21 protein-coding genes are annotated in these 22387 nt (G+C 61.0%); 17 read left to right on the top strand and 4 right to left on the bottom strand.

Annotated elements, in window-relative coordinates; all coding sequences use genetic code 11:
- Nucleotides 1–194 precede the first annotated feature (194 nt).
- The 4 genes from BLW21_RS08675 (at nucleotide 195) to rnr (ending at nucleotide 6461) form a co-directional block, all read left to right on the top strand.
- Nucleotides 195–854 (top strand): lipoprotein signal peptidase, encoded by a 660-nt coding sequence (locus tag BLW21_RS08675; protein ID WP_092739063.1) that lies wholly within the window; start codon nucleotides 195–197, stop codon nucleotides 852–854.
- Nucleotides 855–947: 93 nt separating this feature from the next.
- Entirely contained in the window at nucleotides 948–3104 is a 2157-nt protein-coding gene (locus tag BLW21_RS08670) for a dipeptide ABC transporter ATP-binding protein (protein ID WP_092739062.1), read from the top strand.
- Between the two features lie 139 nt (nucleotides 3105–3243).
- Nucleotides 3244–3546 (top strand): GIY-YIG nuclease family protein, encoded by a 303-nt coding sequence (locus BLW21_RS08665; protein WP_092739061.1) that lies wholly within the window; start codon nucleotides 3244–3246, stop codon nucleotides 3544–3546.
- 275 nt (nucleotides 3547–3821) lie between these two features.
- A complete protein-coding gene (rnr, locus tag BLW21_RS08660; RefSeq protein ID WP_092739060.1) occupies nucleotides 3822–6461 on the top strand; it encodes a ribonuclease R in 2640 nt (879 codons plus the stop codon).
- A gap of 94 nt (nucleotides 6462–6555) precedes the next feature.
- Here rnr and BLW21_RS08655 read toward each other — a convergent pair whose 3' ends face one another.
- Complete coding sequence (locus BLW21_RS08655) at nucleotides 6556–7062, bottom strand: energy transducer TonB family protein (RefSeq protein WP_092739059.1); 507 nt, start codon at nucleotides 7060–7062, stop codon at nucleotides 6556–6558.
- Nucleotides 7063–7141: 79 nt separating this feature from the next.
- Here BLW21_RS08655 and BLW21_RS08650 point away from each other — a divergent pair, with 79 nt between their 5' ends.
- The 3 genes from BLW21_RS08650 to BLW21_RS08640 all read left to right on the top strand — a co-directional run bounded on the left by BLW21_RS08650 (nucleotide 7142) and on the right by BLW21_RS08640 (nucleotide 9377).
- Complete coding sequence (locus BLW21_RS08650) at nucleotides 7142–8113, top strand: polyprenyl synthetase family protein (RefSeq protein ID WP_092739058.1); 972 nt, start codon at nucleotides 7142–7144, stop codon at nucleotides 8111–8113.
- Between the two features lie 238 nt (nucleotides 8114–8351).
- Nucleotides 8352–8990 carry a rhomboid family intramembrane serine protease gene (locus tag BLW21_RS08645; RefSeq protein WP_175470908.1) on the top strand — a complete coding sequence of 213 codons (639 nt, stop codon included), beginning with the start codon at nucleotides 8352–8354 and terminating at the stop codon, nucleotides 8988–8990.
- Nucleotides 8991–9089: 99 nt separating this feature from the next.
- On the top strand, nucleotides 9090–9377 hold the full coding sequence (locus BLW21_RS08640; protein ID WP_092739057.1) for a PLD nuclease N-terminal domain-containing protein: 288 nt from the start codon (nucleotides 9090–9092) through the stop codon (nucleotides 9375–9377).
- Between the two features lie 95 nt (nucleotides 9378–9472).
- On the opposite strand, the gene BLW21_RS08635 is transcribed toward BLW21_RS08640, so the two are convergent.
- Nucleotides 9473–10096, bottom strand: coding sequence for a hypothetical protein (locus tag BLW21_RS08635; protein WP_092739056.1), 624 nt, complete (start codon nucleotides 10094–10096; stop codon nucleotides 9473–9475).
- A 133-nt stretch (nucleotides 10097–10229) separates the two neighbouring features.
- Between BLW21_RS08635 and BLW21_RS08630 the strand changes: the two genes are divergently transcribed.
- From BLW21_RS08630 to BLW21_RS08620, 3 genes are all read left to right on the top strand, one after another.
- Nucleotides 10230–11066 carry a glycerophosphodiester phosphodiesterase family protein gene (locus tag BLW21_RS08630; RefSeq protein ID WP_092739526.1) on the top strand — a complete coding sequence of 279 codons (837 nt, stop codon included), beginning with the start codon at nucleotides 10230–10232 and terminating at the stop codon, nucleotides 11064–11066.
- Nucleotides 11067–11309: 243 nt separating this feature from the next.
- The gene (locus tag BLW21_RS08625) at nucleotides 11310–11708 is read left to right on the top strand and encodes a DNA-binding transcriptional regulator Fis (protein ID WP_092739055.1); all 399 of its coding nucleotides are present in this window, start codon (nucleotides 11310–11312) and stop codon (nucleotides 11706–11708) included.
- Between the two features lie 274 nt (nucleotides 11709–11982).
- Nucleotides 11983–12546, top strand: coding sequence for an acyl-CoA thioesterase (locus BLW21_RS08620; RefSeq protein WP_245711850.1), 564 nt, complete (start codon nucleotides 11983–11985; stop codon nucleotides 12544–12546).
- 422 nt (nucleotides 12547–12968) lie between these two features.
- On the opposite strand, the gene BLW21_RS08615 is transcribed toward BLW21_RS08620, so the two are convergent.
- Nucleotides 12969–13292 carry a DciA family protein gene (locus tag BLW21_RS08615; RefSeq protein WP_092739053.1) on the bottom strand — a complete coding sequence of 108 codons (324 nt, stop codon included), beginning with the start codon at nucleotides 13290–13292 and terminating at the stop codon, nucleotides 12969–12971.
- A gap of 67 nt (nucleotides 13293–13359) precedes the next feature.
- A complete protein-coding gene (gene recF / locus BLW21_RS08610) occupies nucleotides 13360–14475 on the bottom strand; it encodes a DNA replication/repair protein RecF (RefSeq protein ID WP_092739052.1) in 1116 nt (371 codons plus the stop codon).
- 69 nt (nucleotides 14476–14544) lie between these two features.
- Between recF and pdhA the strand changes: the two genes are divergently transcribed.
- The 7 genes from pdhA (at nucleotide 14545) to BLW21_RS08570 (ending at nucleotide 22292) form a co-directional block, all read left to right on the top strand.
- Nucleotides 14545–15720 carry a pyruvate dehydrogenase (acetyl-transferring) E1 component subunit alpha gene (gene pdhA, locus BLW21_RS08605; RefSeq protein ID WP_092739051.1) on the top strand — a complete coding sequence of 392 codons (1176 nt, stop codon included), beginning with the start codon at nucleotides 14545–14547 and terminating at the stop codon, nucleotides 15718–15720.
- Between the two features lie 53 nt (nucleotides 15721–15773).
- Entirely contained in the window at nucleotides 15774–16544 is a 771-nt protein-coding gene (locus tag BLW21_RS08600; protein WP_092739050.1) for a tetratricopeptide repeat protein, read from the top strand.
- 177 nt (nucleotides 16545–16721) lie between these two features.
- Entirely contained in the window at nucleotides 16722–17198 is a 477-nt protein-coding gene (ribH, locus tag BLW21_RS08595; protein ID WP_019948742.1) for a 6,7-dimethyl-8-ribityllumazine synthase, read from the top strand.
- A 318-nt stretch (nucleotides 17199–17516) separates the two neighbouring features.
- Nucleotides 17517–17900, top strand: a complete 384-nt coding sequence (locus BLW21_RS08590) for a TraR/DksA family transcriptional regulator (protein ID WP_092739049.1) — start codon at nucleotides 17517–17519, stop codon at nucleotides 17898–17900.
- Nucleotides 17901–18137: 237 nt separating this feature from the next.
- The gene (locus tag BLW21_RS08580; protein WP_245711849.1) at nucleotides 18138–19991 is read left to right on the top strand and encodes a pseudouridine synthase; all 1854 of its coding nucleotides are present in this window, start codon (nucleotides 18138–18140) and stop codon (nucleotides 19989–19991) included.
- A 206-nt stretch (nucleotides 19992–20197) separates the two neighbouring features.
- Nucleotides 20198–20941 (top strand): type III pantothenate kinase, encoded by a 744-nt coding sequence (locus BLW21_RS08575; protein WP_092739047.1) that lies wholly within the window; start codon nucleotides 20198–20200, stop codon nucleotides 20939–20941.
- Nucleotides 20928–22292 (top strand): BamG family beta-barrel-assembly machinery protein, encoded by a 1365-nt coding sequence (locus BLW21_RS08570; protein WP_092739046.1) that lies wholly within the window; start codon nucleotides 20928–20930, stop codon nucleotides 22290–22292. Before BLW21_RS08575 ends, BLW21_RS08570 begins: the two co-directional genes overlap by 14 nt.
- Nucleotides 22293–22387: the final 95 nt, after the last annotated feature.

Raw genomic sequence — 22387 nt, 5'->3', positions numbered from 1 at the left:
CCGAAAATCGGTTTTAAAGGGCATAAATGGCCCTCCGAAACATATACTGCCCTGCTATTCGGCGGGATTCCCGTCAAAGCGACCAAGTCTAAAAATCTTCGTCCCTTTGTGCCACGAGAGGAGGGAGAGGCCAACGCTGACAGCCTGTCAGCCCAGGTCTCACTTCTTCCTTCTCACCGCTCAGTTCTAGAAAAATGAAGTACTGGAAATATTACCTGGTGGCATTGCTCGTCATCGTCATCGACCAAATTTCGAAATGGGCCGTGCACCGCTACATGCCCATGGGCATGGGCGGCGAAATTCCGGTGTTCGGCGACTGGTTCAAGCTGCACTACACCCTCAATCCGGGCATGGCTTTCGGCGTAGAGCTGCCCGAGCCTTATGGTAAGCTGCTGCTCACCACGTTCCGGCTGGTGGCCGTAACGGGCATTAGCTACTACATCTACCGCCTCTGGAAGCAGCACGCGCCCAATGCCCTCATGGTTTGCATCGCCCTGATTCTGGGCGGCGCCATCGGCAACCTGATTGACTCCATTTTCTATGGTGTTATCTACAACAATGCCCCCTTCGGCGCGCCCACGCCCTGGCTGCACGGGCAGGTGATTGATATGCTCTATGTGGATATCTACGAAGGCATTTTGCCCTCAACCTGGCCGCTGGTGGGAGGCTCGCACCTCTCGCTCTGGCCCATCTTCAACATTGCTGATGCCGCAATTTTCGTGGGTGTAGCGCTGATTCTATTGTTCCAGAACCGTTTCTACGGCGAGCATTTCGAGGCTGCTGAGGCAGAAGAGCGCGCCGCCAAGGGAGCCGCCCAGGCCCACCGCGACGCGGAGGCTTCAGGAGTAGCGTAAGTTTCGGTTGCCAATTACCAGTTGCACGGCCCGCCTTATGGCGGGCCGTTTGCGTGTTGGGCCAAGCCGTGTTGCGCCCGTTATCTTTACCCCATGCCCGCTCCCATACTCTCCGTCCGCGACCTGACCATTGATTTTCATAGCCACCGCGGCAATACGCGGGCCGTGGAGGGCATTTCGTTTGATTTACACCGGGGCGAAACGCTGGCCATTGTGGGCGAGTCGGGCTCGGGTAAGTCGGTTACCTCGCTGGCGCTGATGGGGCTGGTGCCGATGCCGCCCGGCCGGATTGCCAGTGGCGAAGCCCGGTTTCAGAGCGCGTCGCTGGGCGAGGTGGATCTGCTCACGCTCAGCGACGCGCAGCTGCGGCAGGTGCGGGGTAATGATATCGGGATGATTTTTCAGGAGCCCATGACCTCGCTGAACCCGGTGTACCACTGCGGCCCCCAGGTGGTGGAGGCCCTGCGGCTGCACACCAACCTAAGCGAAAAGGAAGCCCACGCCCGAACCGTCGAGCTGTTCACGATGGCCCGGCTGCCCCGGCCCGAGAAAATCTTCGCCAGCTACCCCCACGAAATCAGCGGCGGCCAGAAGCAGCGCGTGATGATTGCCATGGCCATGGCCTGCAACCCCGCCCTGCTCATCGCCGACGAGCCCACCACGGCCCTCGACGTAACCGTGCAGGCGCAGGTGTTGCGCCTCATCGACGAGCTGCGCCGCGAACACAACACGGCCGTCATCTTCATCACCCACGACCTGGGCGTGGTGGCCGAAATAGCCGACCGCATTCTGGTGATGTACCGGGGCCGGGTAGTGGAGCAGGGCTCCGTGCTCGACATCTTCACCAACCCCCAGCACCCCTACACCAAAGGCCTGCTGGCCTGCCGACCAAAACTTTCGGTAGGCCGCAAAAAACTTCCCGTAGTAGCCGATTTCATGCGTGAAACGGCCGATGGGGGCTTTATTTCCACTGAAAGCGCCACCGCGCAAGTAGTTGAGGCTGAAATGACTGCCAAGGCAAGTGAGGCCCCTTCAAGTGATACTGATACCACCAAAATGTTCCCCGTGGAACATTCTGTTTCACGCCCTGAAATCCCGCATTTCGGCCTCGAATCGGCCCCCAGCGCCGAATCGGGCCTGCCGTTGCCACTGTCTGCCGACCCGGTGGCGGCGGCTTCGCAGACGACACCAACACCACAAGCATCTCCAGCGTCCCAGGGCTCAGGCCCTGGGCTAGCTGGCGTGCCGCAAAACGACGGTACAGGCAGTGGAGGCGAGGTAGCAGCAAGCAAAGCCTTGGAAACTGCCGCTACTATTGCGCCCCGCTCCGTAGCCCAGGGTTTCAACCCTGGAACGCCTGGCGCGGTAGGGAATGGAGGAGATGCGGCCTGGCAAACCCCGGACCCCGGAGCACTAGGCTCCGCAGAACCTCTCCTCCAGGTAGAAAACCTGCAGGTATATTTCCCGATTCGCAAGGGATTTTTTAACCGGAAGCCGGAGTTTGTGCGGGCCGTGGATGGCGTGAGCTTCGCTATTTACCCGGGCGAGACTGTCGGGCTGGTGGGCGAATCGGGCTGCGGTAAGACGACGCTGGGCCGGGCGCTGCTGCGGCTGGTGGAACCAACGGCCGGCCGCATCCTGTTTGGGGGCGACGATTGGGCCACGCTGCCGGCCGAAGCCCTGCGGCGGCGGCGGCGCGATTTCCAGATGGTTTTCCAGGACCCCTACGCTGCCCTCAACCCCATGCTTACGGTGGGTGAGGCCATCTGGGAGCCCATGCGAGTGCACAGTGTGGGCGGCAGCGGCGAGCAGCAGAAGGCCAAAGTGCTGGAGTTGCTGCGTACGGTGGGCCTGCGCGAGGAGCACTTCCAGCGCTACCCCCACGAGTTCAGCGGCGGCCAGCGCCAGCGCATCTGCATTGCCCGCGCCCTGGCCCTGCAACCCAAGTGCATCATCTGCGATGAGTCAGTTTCGGCCCTCGACGTGTCGGTGCAGGCCCAGGTGCTCAACCTGCTCAACGACCTCAAACGCGAGTTCGGCATCACGTATTTATTCATCACCCACGACCTGTCGGTGGCCCGGTTTATGAGCGACCGGCTGCTGGTTATGCGCCAGGGCCAGCTAGTAGAAAGCGGCCCCGCCGCCGACATCTACGCCAACCCCCGGCACGCGTACACCCAACAGCTACTGGCCGCCATCCCGCGCGACTCGCCAGCCGACATTCGGGCCGCCGTGGCGGGCAGGAAGTAACAGGTAGTAGCAGGCTCACCAGCACGTCATGCAGAGCGTAGCGAAGCATCTCGCGTGCTGATGTTGAGTCAGGCATTGCAACGTCAGCACGCGAGATGCTTCGCTACGCTCTGCATGACGTGCTATTCTTAGCCCTATTATGTACATCTATATCCTTACCAATCCCGCCCGGACCGTTCTATACACCGGCGTGACCAACGACTTGGAAAGGCGTTTGCATGAACACAGCCAGAATTTAGGGGAAGCAGGACGGTTTACCAGCCGATATCAATGCAACCTCCTTGTATATTTTGAAGCCTGCGCCACCAGTCAGCAAGCTATAATTCGTGAAAAAGAGATTAAGGGCTGGAGCCGAGCCAAAAAAGAGACGCTGATTGCCAGGTTAAACCCCACTTGGATAGCTATAGATTTAGAAACCTGGGACGGCGGGACAGAGTCGTAGACCGTCATGCAGAGCGCAGCGAAGCATCTCGCATGCTGCTATCGAATAGCATTGCAGCGTCAGCACGCGAGATGCTTCGCTACGCTCTGCATGACGGCCTTTTACACGCTCTATTAACCCTGATATAGTTATTCCTCGTTATATTCCGTAGTATCTTACGGCGGCCGCTGTGCCGCTTCCTTTTTCAATTTCCCGAAGGCATTCAACCCGAAGCCTTTCCCCCATTCAACTTCTGCCGCCTGAGAAAAGACACAACCGGCGGCCCGACTGACTACATGAAACAACCCTCCCAATCGGCCCCCCGCGCCTCCCGCGCGAAGGCCTCCTCAACCGAAACTGCGGCCGCCGCAACTCCCATCAGCCAGGACCAGATTATGCGGATTTTCCGCGACAACCCCGGCAAAGTCCTCACCTATCGCCAGCTCTCGCGCCGCCTCGGTGTAACCACCAAAGACCAGCGCGAAGTGGTGTTTGCCCACCTGCGCGAGTTGCGCCAGGATAATCAGTTGCTGCTGATTCAGAACGATGAGTACCGCCTTACCGACGAGGCCCAGCAGGCCCAGGCCACCGCGCCTAAAGGCCGCCGCAAGGGCGGCAAGAAAGACGATGCCGACGACGCAACGGAAGCCGTGGCCACGGCCGTTAGCGAGCCCGGCGAGCTGCCGCCCGGCAAAAAGCTGCCCCGCGGCGGCCGGGTAGTGGAGAGCGAATTCGGCCAGGACCCCGTGGTGCACCGCCGCCGCGAAGCCGGTTTCGACTTTGCCGATGCCGACGACCCGCAGGCCCCGCGCCGCCGCCGCGAGAGCGGGGGCGACACCATTGTGGGCACCGTGGCGCTGGCCACCGAAAAGTACGCCTTCGTGATTAGCGAGGAGACCGAAAACGACGTGCGCGTATTCACCGACCGCCTGCGCTTTGCCATGCAGGGCGACACCGTGCGCCTGCGCCTGCGCGGCTCCCGCGACGGCCGCCCCGTGGGCGACGTGGTGGAGGTGCTCGACCGCAAGCGCCCCGAAGTAGTGGGCCGCCTGCAAATTCGCGACCATGTGGCCTTTGTGAAGGCCGACAACCGCAAGCTGTACTTTGATGTGTACGTGAGCCAGGACGACCTCAACGACGCCCAGCACGGCGACAAAGTGCTGGTGCACGTCACCGAGTTTCCGGAGGATGGCTCCGACCGCTCGCCGGCCGGCGTCGTGGTGCGCAGCTTCGGGCAGGCCGGCGGCAACGAGGCCGAAATCAACGCCATCATGGCCGAGTTTGGGTTGCCGTTTGAGTTTCCGGCCGAGGTAGAAGCTGAAGCTCAGGCCATGCCTGATACTATTCCGGCCGAGGAAATTGCCCGCCGCCGCGACTTCCGCGCCATCACCACTTTCACCATCGACCCGGCCGACGCCAAGGACTTTGATGATGCGCTGTCGATTCAGCAGCTCGAAAACGGGCACTGGGAAATCGGCGTGCACATTGCTGACGTGACGCACTACGTGCAGCTCGACACGGCCCTGGAGAACGAGGCCCGCAGCCGCGCTACTTCGGTGTACTTGGTTGACCGCGTGATTCCGATGCTGCCCGAGCACCTGAGCAACGGCCTCTGTTCGTTGCGCCCCAATGAAGACAAACTGACGTTTTCGGCCGTGTTCGAGCTCGATGAGAACGGTAAGCTCTACAGCACTTGGCTGGGCAAAACCGTCATTCACTCCGACCGTCGCTTCGCCTACGAGGATGCCCAGGAGCGGATTGAGGGCCTGGAATCGGACTACACCCAGGAGGTGCAGCTGATGAACCGCATTGCCAAAAAGCTGTGCGCGGCTCGCTTCAAGCAGGGCGCCATCAGCTTTGAAACGCAGGAGGTGAAGTTCCGCCTCGATGAGGACGGCAAGCCGCTGGGCGTGTACGTGAAGGAGCGCAAGGACGCCCACAAGATGATTGAGGAGTTCATGCTGCTGGCCAACCGTAAGGTGGCCGAGTTCGTCTTCAAACTCAAGAAAACCAAGCCGCGCCTGACCATGGTGTACCGGGTGCACGACTCGCCCGACCCCGAGCGCCTGCAGAACTTCGCGCTGTTTGCCAAGAAATTCGGCTACCACCTCGAGCTGAAAGACGTGCAGAAACTGAGCACCGAACTCAACGACCTGAACGTGGAAGTAGTGGGCCGCCCCGAGCAGAACGTGCTCCAGACGCTGGCCATCCGCACCATGGCCAAGGCCACCTACACCACCGACCCGCGCGGGCACTTTGGCCTGGCTTTCGAGCACTACTCGCACTTCACCTCACCCATCCGCCGCTACCCCGACATGATGGCCCACCGCCTGCTGGAGCACTACCTGGAGGGCGGCAAGAACGTAGAAGTGGAGCCCATCGAGGAGGAGTGCAAGCACTCGTCGGAGCGCGAAAAACTGGCCGCCAGCGCCGAGCGCGCCAGCATCAAGTTCAAGCAGGTCGAGTTCCTGCAGGACCACATTGGCGAGCAGTTTACCGGCGTGGTTTCGGGCCTGACCGAGTGGGGCATGTATGTGGAAATTGCCGAGAACAAGTGCGAAGGCATGATTCGCATCAGCGACATTCCCGGCGACACCTTCGAGCTCGACAAGGACAACTACCGCCTCGTGGGCCAGGGCAGCAAGCGCATCATCCAGTTCGGCGACGAGCTGCAGGTGGAAGTGAAGGCCGTAAACCTGCTCGACCGCACCATCGACTTCGCCCTGGTAGACGACCGCCCCGACGACGTGAAGCAGCGCGAGCAGCAGGAGCGTCGCGAAAACGGTAGCCGCCCCCGCGGTGGTCGCCCCGAGCGCGGTGGCAAGCCCAGCGGTAAAGGCGGCCGCTCCGATGGCAAGAACAGCAGCAACAGCGCCAGCGGCCGGAGCGAAATTAAGAGCAGCAGCAAAGGCAGCGGGGGTAAGCGCCGCCGGTAACGCCTCAACCGGCAAAATCCGAAGCCTGAATTAGACGAGAAGCCCCTGTTACCGGCAACGGTAGCAGGGGCTTTTTGCTGCCAGGGCCAGCTGCCTACCTAAACTCTATCGGCACCGTCAGTACCATATCGACGGGCTGCCCGCCGCGCTTGCCTGGTGTGAAGGGGAGCAACCGGCTCACCGCCGCTACTGCCGCGGCATCGTAGGCCGGGTTTAGGCCCCGGCCCAGCACTACGCCGATGCCAGATAAGGCCCCGGATGCCAATACCGTAAACTGCACCAGTACCGACCCACGCTTCCGTGGGCCGGCGGGCCTTTTCAGGTTCTTGCTTATAACTGTGTACATGGCCTGCGTCCCGCCTAGAAAGCTGGGCATCGTTTCCACCCGTACATACTTGCCCGTAGTAAGCGCCACCGAATCGGGGGCAGCGGAAGTTGGCGGGGTAGGCTTCCTGTCTGTTGGCTGCCGGTTTGTTTTCGGGGGCAATGGCACTATGGGCGCGGCCGGTCGGGCATCCCAGCGGTTGTAGGAGTTCTGTGCTATGGCCGCTGCCGGGAGTAGCAGCCAAACAAGCAGCAGGAGCGGGTGTTGGGTTCTCATGCCAGGGAAGATACGAAGTTGGGCGGAGCACTGCTTCCCACAACCCGCCGTACCTTTCCCTGCTCAATCTGACCCCTGCATGGACCTTTCTTTCTTCACCGATAAACTCACGGCCGGCCTCGCCGACCTGCGCTACGGGCAGGAGCCGATCAGCCTCTACGAGCCCATCCGCTACATCATGGGCCTCGGCGGCAAGCGCATCCGGCCGGTACTCACGCTGATGGGCGCCCACCTGTTCACCGACGAGCTGGCGGCCGTGGTGAAGCCCGCGCTGGCCACCGAGGTATTCCACAACTTCACCCTGCTCCACGACGACCTGATGGACCAGGCCCCGCTACGCCGCGGCCAGCCCACGGTACACGAAAAATGGAACCCCAACGTGGCCATCCTGAGTGGTGATGTGATGCTGGTGCGGGCCTACGAGCTGCTGTTTGATGTGCCGCCGGCCCTGCTGGCCCCGCTGCTGCGCCGGTTCTCGCAAACGGCCGCCGAAGTCTGCGAGGGCCAGCAGTGGGACATGGAGTTTGAGACCCGCACCGACGTCAGCATCGCGCAGTACCTGGATATGATCCGGCTGAAGACGGCCGTGCTGCTGGGCTTTGCGTTGGAGCTGGGCGCCCGGCTTGGGGGCGCTTCGGAGGAGGATGCCGACCACCTGCGCCAGTTCGGGGTGGACGTCGGCCTGGCTTTTCAGCTGCGCGACGACCTACTCGACGTGTACGGCGACGCGGCCACCTTCGGCAAGCGCGTGGGCGGCGACATTCTAGCCGACAAAAAGACCTTCCTGCTACTCACTGCCCAGGCCCAGGCTGGCCCCGCCCAGCAGGCCGTGCTGGCCCAACACATCAGTCAGCCGGTACCCGATGAGGAGGCCAAAATAGCGGCCGTGCGCGCCATCTACGACGAGCTCGAAATCCGCCCCCAGACCGAGGCGCTTATCAACGATTACTTCGTGGACGCCCTCCAGCACCTGGAGCGTGTGGCAGCCCCCGAATCGCGCAAAAAGCCCCTGCACCAACTGGCCCTGCAGCTACTGGAGCGCGAGCAGTAACAAGGAATAGCCGAAAACTAGTAAGGAAACCCGGTGTCATGCTTCATCTGGCGTCCGCGCAGCGGAGTGGAGTCGAAGCATCTCTACCGCTTCGTGGCAATGGCAATCCAACGACAGGGTTAGCCTTGCAGTAGAGATGCTTCGACTGCGGCTCCGCCTTTGCTCAGCATGACACCGTTCTTTTTCCAACCCTCCCATCCATCATCCAATCCTTTTCCATCACCCCTAATTCCCCTAAATGGAAATTTCCGCCACCCTGGTGCTGGCCGTGCTCACGGCCGGCATCTCCCTCTACGCTTGGTCGAACCCGGAATTCCTGGAATCCTGGATTCTGGAGCCCTACGTGGTGCAGCGCCGCAACGAGTGGTACCGCTTCCTCACCTCGGGCTTCCTGCACGCCGATTTCACGCACCTGCTCTTTAATATGATTGCCTTCTACTCGTTCAGCCGGGTAGTCGAAACCATTTTCGGGTACGCCTTCGGGCCCACGATGGGGCTGCTGTGGTATCTGCTGCTGTACCTGGGCGGCATTGTTGTGTCCGATATCCCCACGTACCTGCGTCACCGCAACGACCCCGGCTACCGCTCGCTCGGAGCCTCGGGCGGCGTGTCGGCGGTGGTGTTCTCGGCCATTCTGTTCAACCCGGCGGCCGGCCTCTACATCTTCCCCATTCCCTTCGAAATCCCGGGCTTCATCTTTGGCTTCCTTTACCTGGGCTACTCCTACTACATGAGCCAGCGCCAGGGCGACAACATCAACCACGACGCCCACTTTTACGGCGCGCTCTACGGCGTTGTGCTCACGCTGATACTAATTCCGCGAGCGGCTGGTATTTTCCTGGAGCAAATCCAGTTATATGTAGGTAAATACTTGTGAATCAAGTAGTTAATATATATTATCGTGACTTTTAGATATCTATTTTGAGTTCATTGCGTAAAGGGGCCCATAACTCTCCAAACCTAACCTTTCCCTGCCATGAACGCCCTCAACACGCTTACCAAACGCCTGCCCGGTGCCGGCCTGCTTCTTTCGCTACTCACGGTTTCGCTGCTCACCTCGTGCAGCCGCTTCAACAACGACGGCAGTCTGGCCACCTGGGGCTATATCATTCTCGCCCTCGACGTATTCGTGCTCTTCGACATCTTCCGCCAAGACTGGGGAATCGGCAAGAAAATCCTGTGGGCCGCCATCGTATTCCTCTTCCCGTTGGGTGGTCTGATTCTCTACTTCCTGTTCGCGGGTCGTGGCAAGTCAAGCACCTAAGCTGCCCGGTTACTCATCAGCCAGCAAGCAAAAAGCCCCGCTGTACTTCGGTACAGCGGGGCTTTTTGCTTTAAGTGATATAGGGTGTGCGGGGCCTACTTGCCGCCTAGTAGCCGTCGCTTTTCCATGCGGGCCACGTGCTGCAGAACCGCGCCGGTGTTCGTGATTTCAGTGGCCTGCCAGTGGTCGCCGCGCCGGAGCATCTTCACTTCGAGCACCAGCGTGGTGTCGTAGCGGGGCTGGGTGAACTCCAGGCCCACTAGGGCCTGCTCCCCCTCTTCGCGCGAGTAGGCGATACCCCGGAACTTGCTGTTCTCGCCCACCACTTTGCCGGCCAGCCCCATCATCGATACATTGACGAGCCGCTTGGGGGCGGCGGCGCTGGCCGCTTCCACCGAGCCGGTTTCTACGTAGCGCTGCACCTCCTTTTGGGCCGCCTTGGCCAGCTGGGGCTTGAGTAGGCGCAGGGCGCCGGTCAGGGCCATGCCGCCGGGGTTAAGCACGCCCAGCGCCGAGCCGTTGTCGGCAACGTCGTCCACGAGACTGTTCGTCACGCTGCTCACGTTCACGTACTGCCCGAAGGCTTCCGGATCGTGGTTGTCGATGGCATTGTAGGCCTGCATGAGCGAGTACTCGGGCGCGGTGCGCACCTTGTAGTAGTAGAGGTAGGCCCCGACGCCCACGGCCACGAGCACAATCAGAATAAGGACTTTTTTCATGGGAGGAGGAAGTTGAGATTCGGTTGGGAGAGGGTGTTTAAGAAAGTAAAAGTAGCCCGATTTATCCATGCGCCGGCGCGGCCTGCGTAAGCAACGGGGCCAGCGCACCGCTGCGCCTGCTACGCTCACGCCTATGTTGCCTGAATCTACCCGCTTTCCCGAAGTACACGGCCATCGCGGCTGCCGGGGGCTGCGGCCCGAAAATACAGTGCCTGCCTTCCGCGAAGCCCTGCGCCTGGGCGTCGATGCCGTGGAGCTGGACGTGGTGATTTCTGCCGACCGGCAGGTGGTGGTTTCGCACGAGCCCTGGATGTCGGCCGCCATCTGCCGGCTGCCTTCCGGGGCCCCCATCCGGCCCGCCGAAGCCCGGCAGCACAACCTCTACCAGCTGCCCTACGCTCGCATCCGGGAGTACGATTGCGGCCGCACGCGCCATCCCGGTTTTCCGGAGCAGCAGCCCGCGCCGGCCGCCAAGCCGCTGCTGCGCGAAGTGGTAGCCGACCTCGAAATTCTGACCCAGCAGCTGGGCCGGCCGCCAGTGAAATACAGCATCGAAATCAAGAGCGAGCCGGCCCACGAAGGCCAGTTTCAGCCACCGCCCGCCGAGCTACTGGCGCTGGTGCTGGCCGAACTGCAAGCCCTGCAAATCCTGCCTCGCACCACGCTACTCTGCTTCGATAAACGCATCCTGCAGCTGGCCCGATTCGAGGCGCCCACGCTGCCCCTGTGCCTGCTCATCGAAGATGAATTACCCCTGGCCGCGCACCTAACGGCGCTGGGTTTTACCCCGGCCGTAGTCGGCCCCAACTTCCGGTTGCTGACGCCCGCGCTGGCTGCCGCGCTGGCCACGCAGCACATCCGGCTGGTGCCCTGGACCGTGAACGAGCCGACCGATATGCGGGCCGTGCTGGCGTTGAATCCCTGGGCCATTACCACCGATTATCCCAACCGGCTGCTGGCCCTGCGTTAGGCTTTTGTACCCCGCTGTATCATTCCTAGCGTTACTATGGGCGTTGTCAGATGTGTTACACAATAACTGTAACGTAACGAATGTAACGTAACAGAGGGGTGTGTTACAGTGTCCGATAGTTGTATCAAAATGTATAGTTGTTACGTAATGTTTCACTGTAACACAAGAACGTATCCGCGGACTTTGGTTACGTAAGATGTATTGTCCATATTTACGTACTCAACCCCGTTACACTCATTGATTATGTCACATCAGGGCGAAATGCTTCAGGAGGCCATTAAAAGCAGCGGAATCTCTATTACGCGGATAGTGGACGACTTAGGTATTACACGTCCGACGATGTATCGTAAATTCAAGGAGCAGGAACTGGATTACACCTTTGTAAAGCGTGTCGGTGATATTATCGGACACAACTTTGCAGACGAATTTACAACGCCGTCGTCGCCTGATTTATCGTTTACTGTTACACCTGTATCAAAAAGTTCGAACAGTTCAGCTGACAGCAGTGCAACACTCCGAACAGCTGTTACGGTGTCGTCCGACGCGGACAGTCTAAAACAGCTGATGACGCTTCAGCAGAAGTATATCGCCCTGCTGGAAGACTACAACGAGCTGCTGTTGAAAGTGTACGGTCCGAAATAGAACAGAATTGTTCCACGTGAAACATATTTGTTTCCGCTCCTTTCGGCCCTGCCGATACAGCTTTCGTCTGGCAGGAGCCGATCCTTTAGCCCACGCGTTCCTGGCGCCGAATGTTACTGTCCGTTGACCGGGCATAAGTGCCTGCTGGGGCGCTCATCTGTAAGCTTGGCAGAGGGGACTTCCGGTGGGCATTGTAACCCCCGGATAGTGGGGTAGGGGAAGGGCCGGACGGTGCTAGCTTTGCGGCCACACTCCCGTTCCTAACCGTCGGCCCATGCCTCCATTTGTGCTTCCCCAATACCGTCCTGTCTCTTACTCACGCGTCACGCTCACCGAGCTGATGATTCCATCGTATGCCAACTTCGGCGGCAAAATTCACGGAGGCATTTTGCTCTCGCTCATGGACAAGGTTGCCTACGCAGCATCCTCTAAGCATGCCGGTACCTACTGCGTAACTGTGAGCGTAGACGGGGTGAATTTCATGCAGCCCGTGGAGGTCGGTGAGTTGGTGTCGCTGCTGGCATCGGTGAACTACGTGGGTCGCACTTCCCTGCTGGTAGGCATTAAGGTGACGGCCGAAGATGTGCGCACCGGCCTGGTCAAACATACCAACACGAGCTACTTCACCATGGTGGCCAAAGACGACGAAGGCCAGCCTACTCAGGTGCCCGGTCTGGAGCTGGAAACCCGCGATGATGTGCGCCGCTTCCAGGAAGCCATCAAGCGCCGGCAGTTTCAACAACAGTACCGCGAACAGTTCGATAATGCCCGCAGCAGCCTGAACGTGGATGCCCAACTGGCCCTGCTGGAAGGCGAGCGTTGCCGCGTTATATACTAGCCAGTAAGCAGAGCTAAGAATTGACGTTTACAGTCTGCCTCCTGCGCCTGATGACACCGACCAGAACCTGCGCTTGAATCCGCATGCTGTGAGTGCGCCAATCTGGTGCCTCACCCGGCGCTGAGCGGTTGCCATCGGACGACACTGGGAGCGACTGATTGATTTGCTTGGTGCGCGGGGTGGGGGCGAGCCTCGCCCCGCCGTTGCCCGATTTTCGCTGGACTACACCGGCATGGATGGTCGAACTGCCTGCAGTATAAGCGGGGCCTTGCCCTCACCCGCTGGTCAACGATTGTCGTTGAACGATACCGGGCACGACTGATTCCACGGCAACCGCTCAACGGCGGGCGGGGACAAGCCCCGCTGCCTACGCCGTCTATGCGGGTGATGGGTTCGCGCTTCGTTTGCAGTAGCCGGCGTCTCTACAGGAAAACGACTTCCTTGATGATATCCTCACCGACTTCGGCGTTGAGGTTCGCCAAGACCTTGGTCTTGGCCATAACCAGTTCGTGCTTGAGAGGTGCCGACGAAAGGCGAACGAACAGCTTGTTGTTGCTCACGTAGAGCTGCTGGGTTTTCAGGGCCACAGCCTTGCCCATTACCTTCTCCCAGCTGGCCACCACCGTTACTTCGTTCAGCTTACCCTGCAGGCGGTAAACGCGGAGCATGGCGGTGATGCTGTCCTTGAGCGGGACGATATCGGCCTTGCGGGTATTCTCTGGGGTATAGGGTTTTTTGTAGGCCATTCGGGTAAGTTAACGCGCGCGAAAAGTGTCCCGCTTGCCAACTAAACAAAGGTACCCCGCCCAACGGCTACAACCGCGCCACGGTGCCGGCTTCTACCCGGAACCGGCGGATATCTTCCGACAGCTCGGCCAGTACCCGGTCAGTGCGTTCGAGGTGGGTATCGGTCAGGAATATCTGGCCGAAGGTATGGTTGGCCACCAGCTGCATGAGCCGGGTGATGCGCTTCTCGTCGAGGCGGTCGAAGATGTCGTCGAGCAGCAGCAGGGGCTTCTGGTGCTGGCGCTCGGCCAGCAGCTCGAACTGGGCCAGCTTAAGGGCAATAACGAACGACTTCTGCTGGCCCTGCGAGCCGTAGCCCTTCACTGGCTTGTCATCCATCAGGAACGTGAAGTCGTCGCGGTGGGGGCCGGTGGTGGTGCGCTGCAGCGTCAGGTCGCGGCGCTCCTGCAGGCGCAGCAGCTTGCCGAAGTCGGCACCGGGCAGCTCACTCTTATACGTAAGCGTGACTTGCTCCTGGCCGTCGGCGAGCTGAGTGTAGTGGCGCTGAAACAGCGGCTCGAACCCAACCAGAAATTCCTGGCGGCGCTGTACCATCTGTTCGCCCAGCGGAGCCAGCTGCTCATCAATCGTCAGCAGGTAGTCGCGGTCGTAGCCGGCCTGGCGGTCGGCGGCGAGCTTGAGCAGGGCGTTGCGCTGCTTAAGCAGCTGGGTATAGCGAATGAGCAGCTCCAGGTACGCGTGGTCGAGTTGCGACATGAGGCTGTCGAAATACTTGCGCCGCTCCTCGCTGCCCTGCCGGATCAGGTCGGTGTCGTAGGGGGAGATAAGCACCACCGGGTAACGGCCGATATGGTCGGACACCCGCTCGTAAGCCTGCTTGTCATGGGTGATGGTTTTCTTCTGGCCCGTGCGCAGGCTGCACTGAATGGTTTCGGCCGGGGCTTCATCGGGCCGGTCGGCAAACCGGCCGCGCACTACGAAGAATTCCTCGCCCTGCTTGATGCTCTGGGCATCGGCCTGGGTGAAGGCGCTCTTCGTCAGCGAGAGGTAGTGGATGGCATCGAGCAAGTTGGTTTTGCCGCTGCCATTGTTGCCGATGAAGCAGTTGATATGCGGGGAAAAGGCAAGCTGGGCTTCTTCGTAGTTCTTAAAGAAGAGCAGGTGGAGGTTCTCCAGATTCATGCGAGGGGTTCGGACATTGCCATCCTTTTACGTACTTTCGCCTCCCAAACGCGAACAATCGAAACGAAGATGGCGGAGACGAAAGTACAGGCTGCTACCAAGGGTTCCAATTCGGCGAAGAAAACGTCGGCTACCAAGGCAACGGCCAAGGGCAAGGCCACGGTAGAAACTGCCGAGCAACCTCAGAATGTGAAACCGGCCGCCAACAAGGCCGCGAAAGCTGCCACCGATGAGCCCAAGGCTTCGTCGCCGGCTAAGCCTGAGTACTCGAAGGAGACGTACCTGACCTGGTACGAGCAAATGGTGCTCATGCGCAAGTTCGAGGAGAAGGCTGGCCAGCTCTACGGGCAGCAGAAGATTAAAGGCTTCTGCCACCTCTACATCGGCCAGGAGGCCTGCGTAGCCGGCACGGTATCGGCCCTGACCAAGGACGACAAGCACATCACCGCCTACCGCGACCACGCCCACCCGCTGGCGCTGGGCACCTCGCCCAACGCCGTAATGGCCGAGCTGTACGCTAAGGCTACCGGTTGCTCGAAGGGCAAGGGCGGCTCGATGCACATCTTCGATAAGGAAGTGAACTTCATCGGCGGCCACGGCATCGTGGGTGCGCAGGTGCCCATGGGGGCCGGCATTGCTTTCGCCGAGAAATACAACAAGACCGGCAACCTCTGCGTGTGCTCGATGGGCGACGGCGCCGTGCGCCAGGGCGCCCTGCACGAGGCCTTCAATATGGCCATGCTCTGGAAGCTGCCCGTGATATTCGTGATTGAGAACAACGGCTACGCCATGGGCACCTCGGTGCAGCGCACGTCCAACGTCACGGAGCTCTACACGCTCGGCGAGTCGTACGACATGCCTTCCGAGCCGGTGAACGCCATGAACGTGGAAGACGTGCACGAGGCTGTGTCGCGCGCCGCCGAGCGCGCCCGCGCCGGCGAAGGCCCCACGTTGCTCGAGTTCAAAACCTACCGCTACAAGGGCCACTCGATGAGCGACCCGGCCAAGTACCGCACCAAGGACGAGCTGGAGGATTACCGCACGCGCGACTCCATCGAGGCCGTGCGCCACACCATCCTCACCCACAACATGGCCACCGAGGCCGATCTGGAAGCCATCGACGAGAAGATCAAGGCCCAGGTGCTGGAGTCGGTGGAGTTTGCCGAGAAGTCGGACTACCCGACCGCCGACGAGCTTTACCACGATGTGTACGTGCAACAGGACTACCCCTACATCCGCGACTAATCAACCGGACGATTTTTCGACCGCATTCAGCGGCCCCTTTTTCGAGCAACCCCATGTCCAAGATTCCTTTTACGGGTAAAAGCCAGCAGGCCCGCCAGCAGCAGGTCGTCAGCACCGACCCGCTCGCCCCCGCGCAAGCCTACAACCCCGAGCACCCACTGATGGAAGACCCCGACGCGCTGGCCATGCGGCTGGTTGAGTCGGAAGATTTTGTGCGCCGCAATAAGAACGTGCTGCTGGGGTTGCTGGCTGTTGTGGTGCTGGCCGTAGTGGGTGGTTTCGGCTACTACATGTGGCGTAACTCGCAAAACGAAAAGGGGCAGGCGGCCATGTTCCAGGCCGTGAGCTACTGGGAAGCCGACTCGCTGCAGAAGGCTTTGAAAGGTGATGGCCGCAACCTGGGTCTGGAGCGCGTGGCTTCGGAGTACGGTGGCTCCGATGCGGGCAACCTCGCCAGCTTCTACGCTGGTGTGGCTGCCCTCAAGGATGGCAAGTACAAGGCCGCCATTGACTACCTCGAAGATTTCAGCGCCGACGACTACCTGGTGCAGGCCCGTGCATACTCGCTGATCGGTGATGCCCACCTGGAGCTCAACCAACCCAAAGAGGCCGCCGACTACTACAACAAGGCCGCCAACTACAACGCCAACGAGTACTTCTCGCCCGCTTACCTGCTCAAGGAAGGCACGGCCCGCGAAGCGGCCAAGGATTACGCCGGCGCTATTACCGCCTACGACAAAATCCTGACGGCCTACCCCGCCGCCGCCGAAGCCAATGAGGCCAAGCAGTATAAGTCCCGCGCCGAAGGTTTGAGCGTTAAGTAACTGACCGTAAACGGCTTAAAGCAAAAGAGGCAGCCAATTGGCTGCCTCTTTTGCTTTACTGCCAGAAAGCCAAGGAGTTACTAGTGCTCCAACACCAGGCTCCGGCCCGGAAGGCTGCGTTAAGCGGGCCCGCGTATCTTTGCGGCCCATTACACCTTTAGGTTTACTCCGCGCTGCATGGCTACTTCCCTCAAAAATCTGAGCGACTACACCTCCGACCACTTTGTTGATATCTCCGAGAAGCGCTTCGGGCTGGTAGTGGCCGAATGGAACCGCGAAATCACGGATACGCTGGCCCAAGGTGCCTATGACACCTTGCTCAAGCACGGCGCCAAGCCCGAGCACATCTTCCGCAATACCGTGCCCGGCAGCTTCGAGCTGACACTGGGCGCCCAGCTACTGGCCCAGCACGACGAAATTGACGCCGTTATTTGCCTGGGCGTGGTTATCCAGGGCGAAACCAAGCACGACGACTATATCTGCCACGCCGTGGCCAGCGGCATTACCAACGTGGGCCTCAAGTTCAACAAACCCGTCATTTTTGGGCTCGTAACCACCAACACCCTGGAGCAGGCCTGGGACCGGGCCGGCGGCAAGCACGGCAACAAGGGCGTGGAGGGTGCGGTAGCCGCCATCCACATGCTCGGCTTCTAAGGCGAAGGGTTGAGAAGGCGCTGCTTCAAAGGCAATGCGGGCTAATCTGGTGGGCGTGGGCTGCTTTGGGGTAAGGCATTGTCAGTTAGACAGGGGTGGTGCGCATCCGCCGACAAACTCGTAGCTTTGCGGCCGATTACCGGTGCCGGTTACGAATGGCTGATTCCACTTCGGATCCTGGCGGGCAGTCGGACAAACTAATTTTATTGTGCTGCTGTTCAGTCTGCTCGATAGAATGGGCTGCTCCGGCAACCAGCCGGTATCATCCGCCACGTGCATCCCAATCCCACCTTTCTCACTATATCTTCCTGCAACGTCATGAGTGAAGCACCCCTACGCTATTCCAGGGAAGAACTGGCCGAGTTCGAGCAGATCATCCAAGATAAGCTTACCGCTGCCCGCAAGGAACTATCCTTCATTAAAGAAACCCTGAGCCGCAAAAACGATTCGGGTACCGATAACACGGCTTCGTCGTCGAAGGTGTTGGAAGACGGTGCCGATACGGCCGAGAAGGAGAGTATGAACCAGTTGGCTTCACGCCAGATGAAGTTCATCCAGCAGCTCGAAAACGCGCTGGTTCGCATCAAAAACGGCACCTACGGCGTGTGCATCGGTACGGGTAAGCTCATCCAGAAGGAGCGCCTGCGCGCCGTACCCCACACCCAGCATTCGATTGAGGCCAAAATGGCCCGTCGCGACTAAACTGGCGCTTAGGGCTTGGTTGGTTGTGCTTAGTTGAGGAAGAGGTTCTCTCCCCCAGGCACCAGCAACCAAGCCCTAAGCACTAAATACCCGGTAGCCCGGACCAGCTGCCTGAACTCCGCCCGGCGCGGGGTCAGGCGGTTGGTCCGGGCACTGTTTTCCCTGGGGCGTCGTTTATAAGCCCTCCCCGAATCATTCATCTGTACCGTAGCGATACGGCACGCACGCATTACCACCATGGGTAAGAAACACAACTCCGACGACGCGCCCAAGGGCCGCGGCCGCTTCTCCAGCTCCAGCCGGCCTACGGGCCGTGATGCGGGCAGCAAATTTATTCAGCCCGGCCAGGAGCGGGCCAACCGCGAGCAGAGCCGCGGTGGTGCCGGCCGCGACGACTCGCGGCGCGGCGGCGACCGGCCGGCCTTTGGCGGACGGCCTTCGGAGGGAGGCTATGGCGGCCCGCGCAAGTTCGGCAACGGCGGCGGCAACGGCGGCGGCAGCTTCGGTGGCCCCCGCAAGTTTGGCAACAGTGGTGGCGGCAGCTTTGGTGGCCGCGACGAGCGCCCGGCCCGCGACAGCCGATTTGGCAGTGACTCGCGCAATGCCGGCCGCGGCGACGACCGTCGCGACCAGCGTGAGGAACGCCGCGACGAGCGCCCCGTACGCAACTTCGAGGCCAAGCAAACCTGGAAGGGCCAGCCTTACCGCCGGGAAGATGGGGAGCAGTCGGTGCCCCGGGGCCAGCCGGGCGAGCGGAACCGCCGCTTCATCAAGGCCAACCCCAACGCCGCCGACGAGCCGCGCCCGGAGGCCCCGCGCCCCCGGCCCCAGGAAGACCAGATGGGCTCGCGCGAGTACGGCCCCGACCGCCCGGTGCGGCCGGCCCGCGCTTTCAACCCCGACCGCCGGCCCGAGGACCTCGCGCCCCAACACCCCGATTTCTCCGACGACAAAACCTACCGTGCTACCCGCCGGGCCGATGAGGCCAGCGGCCGGGAACAGCGCGATGCCGACGACCGCAAGCCTTCGGGCTTCGGGGGCGGTGCCAGCGGCGAGCGGCGCAGCAGCTTCGGCCGCGACGACCAGCGCGACGGCCGTCGTGCTGAGCGGCCCGCCCGCCGCGGCGATACGGATGCCCCGCGCGGCGCCTTCGGGCGCGACGAGCGGCGGGCGCCCCGCGAGGAGCGGCCCCGCCGCGCCTACGACGAGCGCCCGAACCGCCCCGAGTCGGCTGCCCCGGCCGCCGACTCGAACCAGGCTGGCAAGCGCAAGCGTGGCGAAGTAACCGGCGAAGCGCCCGACTACAAGAACCTGCGCCATTACGACGAGGATAAAAACCGGGGCAACAAGCGCCGCCGTGAGCAGGAGGAAGACCCGGCTGATGGCACGGTGCGCCTCAACCGCTACATTGCCAACGCCGGCGTGTGCTCGCGCCGCGACGCTGATGGGCTGATTGCAGCCGGTGAGATAAAGGTGAACGGGGAGGTTATGACGGAGATGGGCTATCAGGTGCAGCCTTCCGACACGGTGCAGTACGGCAAAACCAACCTCAGCCGCGAAAAGCAGGTGTACCTGCTGCTCAACAAGCCCAAGGACTTCCTGACTACCACCGACGACCCTGAAGGCCGTCGCACGGTGATGGAACTCATCAAGAGCGCCTCGAAGGAGCGCGTATTCCCGGTTGGTCGCCTCGACCGCAACACCACCGGCCTGTTGCTGTTCACCAACGACGGCGAAGTGGCTCAGAAACTCTCGCACCCCTCGCACCGCAACAAGAAAATTTACCAGGTGGAGCTCGACAAGCCCCTGACGGAAGAGGACCTGCGCCAGATTGCGGCCGGTGTGGAGCTGGAAGACGGTAAAGCTGAGGTAGACGACGTGGCCGTAGTGGCCGGTAACCCGCACTTCGTGGGCGTGGAAATCCATATTGGCCGTAACCGTATCGTGCGCCGCATTTTCGAGCATTTGGGCTACGACGTGGTAGCGCTGGATCGGGTACAGTATGCCGGCCTCACCAAGAAGGATTTGCCCCGCGGCAAGTGGCGCTTCCTCAACGAGAAGGAAGTTATCCGCCTCAAGTATTTCATGTAGGCAAGCAACCCCGGGAGCCTAAACTGGCTCCCGGAGTTATCAACTGCCAGAAAGAACATCATTCAGCGTGAAGCGAAGAACCCCGCTCGGCGCCGTTGCCAGAACACACCAACGGCTTCAGGCGAAACGACTTGCTTCACGCTGAATGACGTTTTTTGGCCGTTCGCTATTTTTGGCTTTCAGCTACCAACCTTTTACTTCTCCCATTGCGCACGCTCGCCCTCGATATTGGCAATACGGCCGTGAAATACGGTTGTTTTGAGCGGGATGAGCTGCTGGAATGGGCTAGCGGACAGACGTCGGCGCAGGTGCGGGCAGCTGTGTTGCGCCTGCACCCCGAGCACGTAGTGGTGGCATCGGTAGCCGGGCCGACGGCCGTTTGGGCCGCCGAGCTACGGGCGCTGGTGCCGGGCCGAGTGCTGGAGTTTGTGCCCGCCACCACACCACTGCCCCTGACCAACGCCTACGCGACACCCCAGACCCTGGGGGCCGATAGGCTGGCGGCGGCCGTGGGAGCCGCCTGGCTGCTGCCGGGCCGCGATGTGGTGATTGTGGACGCCGGTACGGCCATCAAGTTTGATGTAGTGGAAGGGGGGCAGGTGTTCCGGGGCGGCAGTATTGCACCGGGGCTGGCTATGCGGTTTAAGGCGCTGCACGCGTTTACCGGGCGGCTGCCACTGGTGGCCCCGCTGCCTGAGGTTGCCGACGAGATACCCCTGACCGGTACCGACACCGAAAGTGCCATCCGCAGTGGGGTACTGAACGGGGCCGCGGCCGAGGTAGCGGGTCTGCTGGCTGCTTACACTGCCCGTTACCCGAAGCTGGCCGTAGTGCTGGCCGGCGGCGACGCCCCATTTTTTCGTGCCCGCCTGAAAGGGGCTATCTTTGTTGTTCCGGAGTTGGTTTTAATTGGGCTCCACCGAATTTTAGTACACCATGTCGCAACTTAATTTTGCTGGTCTGGCCGGCGGTCTTTCGCTGCTGGGCCTGCTGGCTGCCACGCCGGGGGCGCTGGGCCAGAATCAGGGCTTGGGCAATTCGCCTTATTCGCGCCTGGGGCTGGGCGACGCCAGCATGAACCTGGGGGGCGTGCGGCAGATGGGCATGGGCGGTACGGGTTTGGCAGCGCCTAACAGTACCAACATCAACGAGCTAAACCCGGCGTTGCTCTACTACACCGGCCGCACTACGTTTGAGGCAGGCTACACTGGCCAGTTTAAAACCCTGCGCAGCGATGCTAGCAGCCAGCGCACTGGAACCGGCACGCTGGGCTATGTGGCCCTGGCCGTACCCATCAGCCGCACCTGGGCCGGTGCCATCGGCCTCAAGCCCTATACCACCGTCGATTACGAATCGAAAACGGTGGACAGCGGCATCGTCAACGCTACCGACCCGACGGCGCAGCTGGAACGCCAGTACAAGGGCAATGGCGGTTTGGCCGAGGCCTACATGAGCCATGCAGTGCGGCTGCGCAAAAATCTGGTATTGGGCGTATCAGCGGCTTATGTGTTTGGTAGCATCAACCAGGAAGCCAGCACCCGCGTGGGTACCGAAACCCTGCCCTTGGCCAGCGCCAGCCGTTCTATTTATGAGCAGCAGGTGCATTATTCCGATTTTGCCTTCCGCTCGGGCCTGCACTACCGCGGCAAGCTCACCGAAAAGCTCAACTACAACATAGGCGGGGTGTACAGCTTCCGCAGCAAGCTCAACGGCGACCGAAGCCGCAACATTCTGCGTGAAGACGCGAGTGGGGCGCTGATTAATGCTACCGCACTCAGCAGCGACGAAAAGGGCAAAGCACAGGTGCCTGCCCTGACGCAGTTGGGCGTCAGCTTCGACAACAACCGCAACTGGAGCCTGAACCTCGATGGCGGCCTGCAGCAATGGTCGCAGTTCAAGTCCTTCGACGAGCAGGGAGGTCTGTCGGGCATTCTGCTCAGCAACACCTACCGCGGGTCGGTGGGTGGCGAGCTGACGCCCGATCCTACGTCGGTCGACCACTATTTTAAGCGCATTACGTACCGCGCCGGCCTTAGCGTAGCGCAGCTGCCCTACCGCCCCGGCGGCAACGTGCTGCTCGACCGGGCCGTGAGCTGGGGCTTTGCCCTGCCGCTGCCCTCGGCCTCGGCCCTCGATGCTACTACTATCAGCCTGGGCTTTACGTATGGGCGGCGCGGCAACACCGACGTGCTCCGGCTCGCCGATGATGTTACGGAGCGCAATGTGCAGGAAAGCTACCTGCGGATGCAGCTGGGCGTAACGCTCAACAACCGCTGGTTTATCAAGCGTCGGATTGAGTAACTGGGGAAAGGAGCGGGGGGTGAAGGATGGAGGACGCCGGATGAATTTTCCTGTCGGTAGGCTTTTGTCCTTTACCCCCCGCTCCTTTTTCCAAT

Origin of the sequence: Hymenobacter psychrophilus, assembly GCF_900107135.1 — a bacterium.
Lineage (GTDB): Bacteria > Bacteroidota > Bacteroidia > Cytophagales > Hymenobacteraceae > Hymenobacter > Hymenobacter psychrophilus.
This window is presented reverse-complemented; position numbering and strand designations above follow the sequence as displayed.

What these genes read in the sequence shown, in the direction of transcription:
- BLW21_RS08655 (WP_092739059.1), bottom strand. Translation starts at nt 7,062, where the DNA reads ATGAGAACCCAACACCCGCTCCTGCTGCTTGTTTGGCTGCTACTCCCG.
- pdhA (WP_092739051.1), top strand. Translation starts at nt 14,545, where the DNA reads ATGGCGGAGACGAAAGTACAGGCTGCTACCAAGGGTTCCAATTCGGCG.
- BLW21_RS08615 (WP_092739053.1), bottom strand. Translation starts at nt 13,292, where the DNA reads ATGGCCTACAAAAAACCCTATACCCCAGAGAATACCCGCAAGGCCGAT.
- BLW21_RS08675 (WP_092739063.1), top strand. Translation starts at nt 195, where the DNA reads ATGAAGTACTGGAAATATTACCTGGTGGCATTGCTCGTCATCGTCATC.
- BLW21_RS08630 (WP_092739526.1), top strand. Translation starts at nt 10,230, where the DNA reads ATGTTGCCTGAATCTACCCGCTTTCCCGAAGTACACGGCCATCGCGGC.
- BLW21_RS08635 (WP_092739056.1), bottom strand. Translation starts at nt 10,096, where the DNA reads ATGAAAAAAGTCCTTATTCTGATTGTGCTCGTGGCCGTGGGCGTCGGG.
- BLW21_RS08600 (WP_092739050.1), top strand. Translation starts at nt 15,774, where the DNA reads ATGTCCAAGATTCCTTTTACGGGTAAAAGCCAGCAGGCCCGCCAGCAG.
- BLW21_RS08670 (WP_092739062.1), top strand. Translation starts at nt 948, where the DNA reads ATGCCCGCTCCCATACTCTCCGTCCGCGACCTGACCATTGATTTTCAT.
- BLW21_RS08625 (WP_092739055.1), top strand. Translation starts at nt 11,310, where the DNA reads ATGTCACATCAGGGCGAAATGCTTCAGGAGGCCATTAAAAGCAGCGGA.
- BLW21_RS08665 (WP_092739061.1), top strand. Translation starts at nt 3,244, where the DNA reads ATGTACATCTATATCCTTACCAATCCCGCCCGGACCGTTCTATACACC.
- BLW21_RS08570 (WP_092739046.1), top strand. Translation starts at nt 20,928, where the DNA reads ATGTCGCAACTTAATTTTGCTGGTCTGGCCGGCGGTCTTTCGCTGCTG.
- BLW21_RS08645 (WP_175470908.1), top strand. Translation starts at nt 8,352, where the DNA reads ATGGAAATTTCCGCCACCCTGGTGCTGGCCGTGCTCACGGCCGGCATC.
- BLW21_RS08590 (WP_092739049.1), top strand. Translation starts at nt 17,517, where the DNA reads ATGAGTGAAGCACCCCTACGCTATTCCAGGGAAGAACTGGCCGAGTTC.
- BLW21_RS08580 (WP_245711849.1), top strand. Translation starts at nt 18,138, where the DNA reads ATGGGTAAGAAACACAACTCCGACGACGCGCCCAAGGGCCGCGGCCGC.
- ribH (WP_019948742.1), top strand. Translation starts at nt 16,722, where the DNA reads ATGGCTACTTCCCTCAAAAATCTGAGCGACTACACCTCCGACCACTTT.
- recF (WP_092739052.1), bottom strand. Translation starts at nt 14,475, where the DNA reads ATGAATCTGGAGAACCTCCACCTGCTCTTCTTTAAGAACTACGAAGAA.
- BLW21_RS08620 (WP_245711850.1), top strand. Translation starts at nt 11,983, where the DNA reads ATGCCTCCATTTGTGCTTCCCCAATACCGTCCTGTCTCTTACTCACGC.
- BLW21_RS08650 (WP_092739058.1), top strand. Translation starts at nt 7,142, where the DNA reads ATGGACCTTTCTTTCTTCACCGATAAACTCACGGCCGGCCTCGCCGAC.
- BLW21_RS08640 (WP_092739057.1), top strand. Translation starts at nt 9,090, where the DNA reads ATGAACGCCCTCAACACGCTTACCAAACGCCTGCCCGGTGCCGGCCTG.
- rnr (WP_092739060.1), top strand. Translation starts at nt 3,822, where the DNA reads ATGAAACAACCCTCCCAATCGGCCCCCCGCGCCTCCCGCGCGAAGGCC.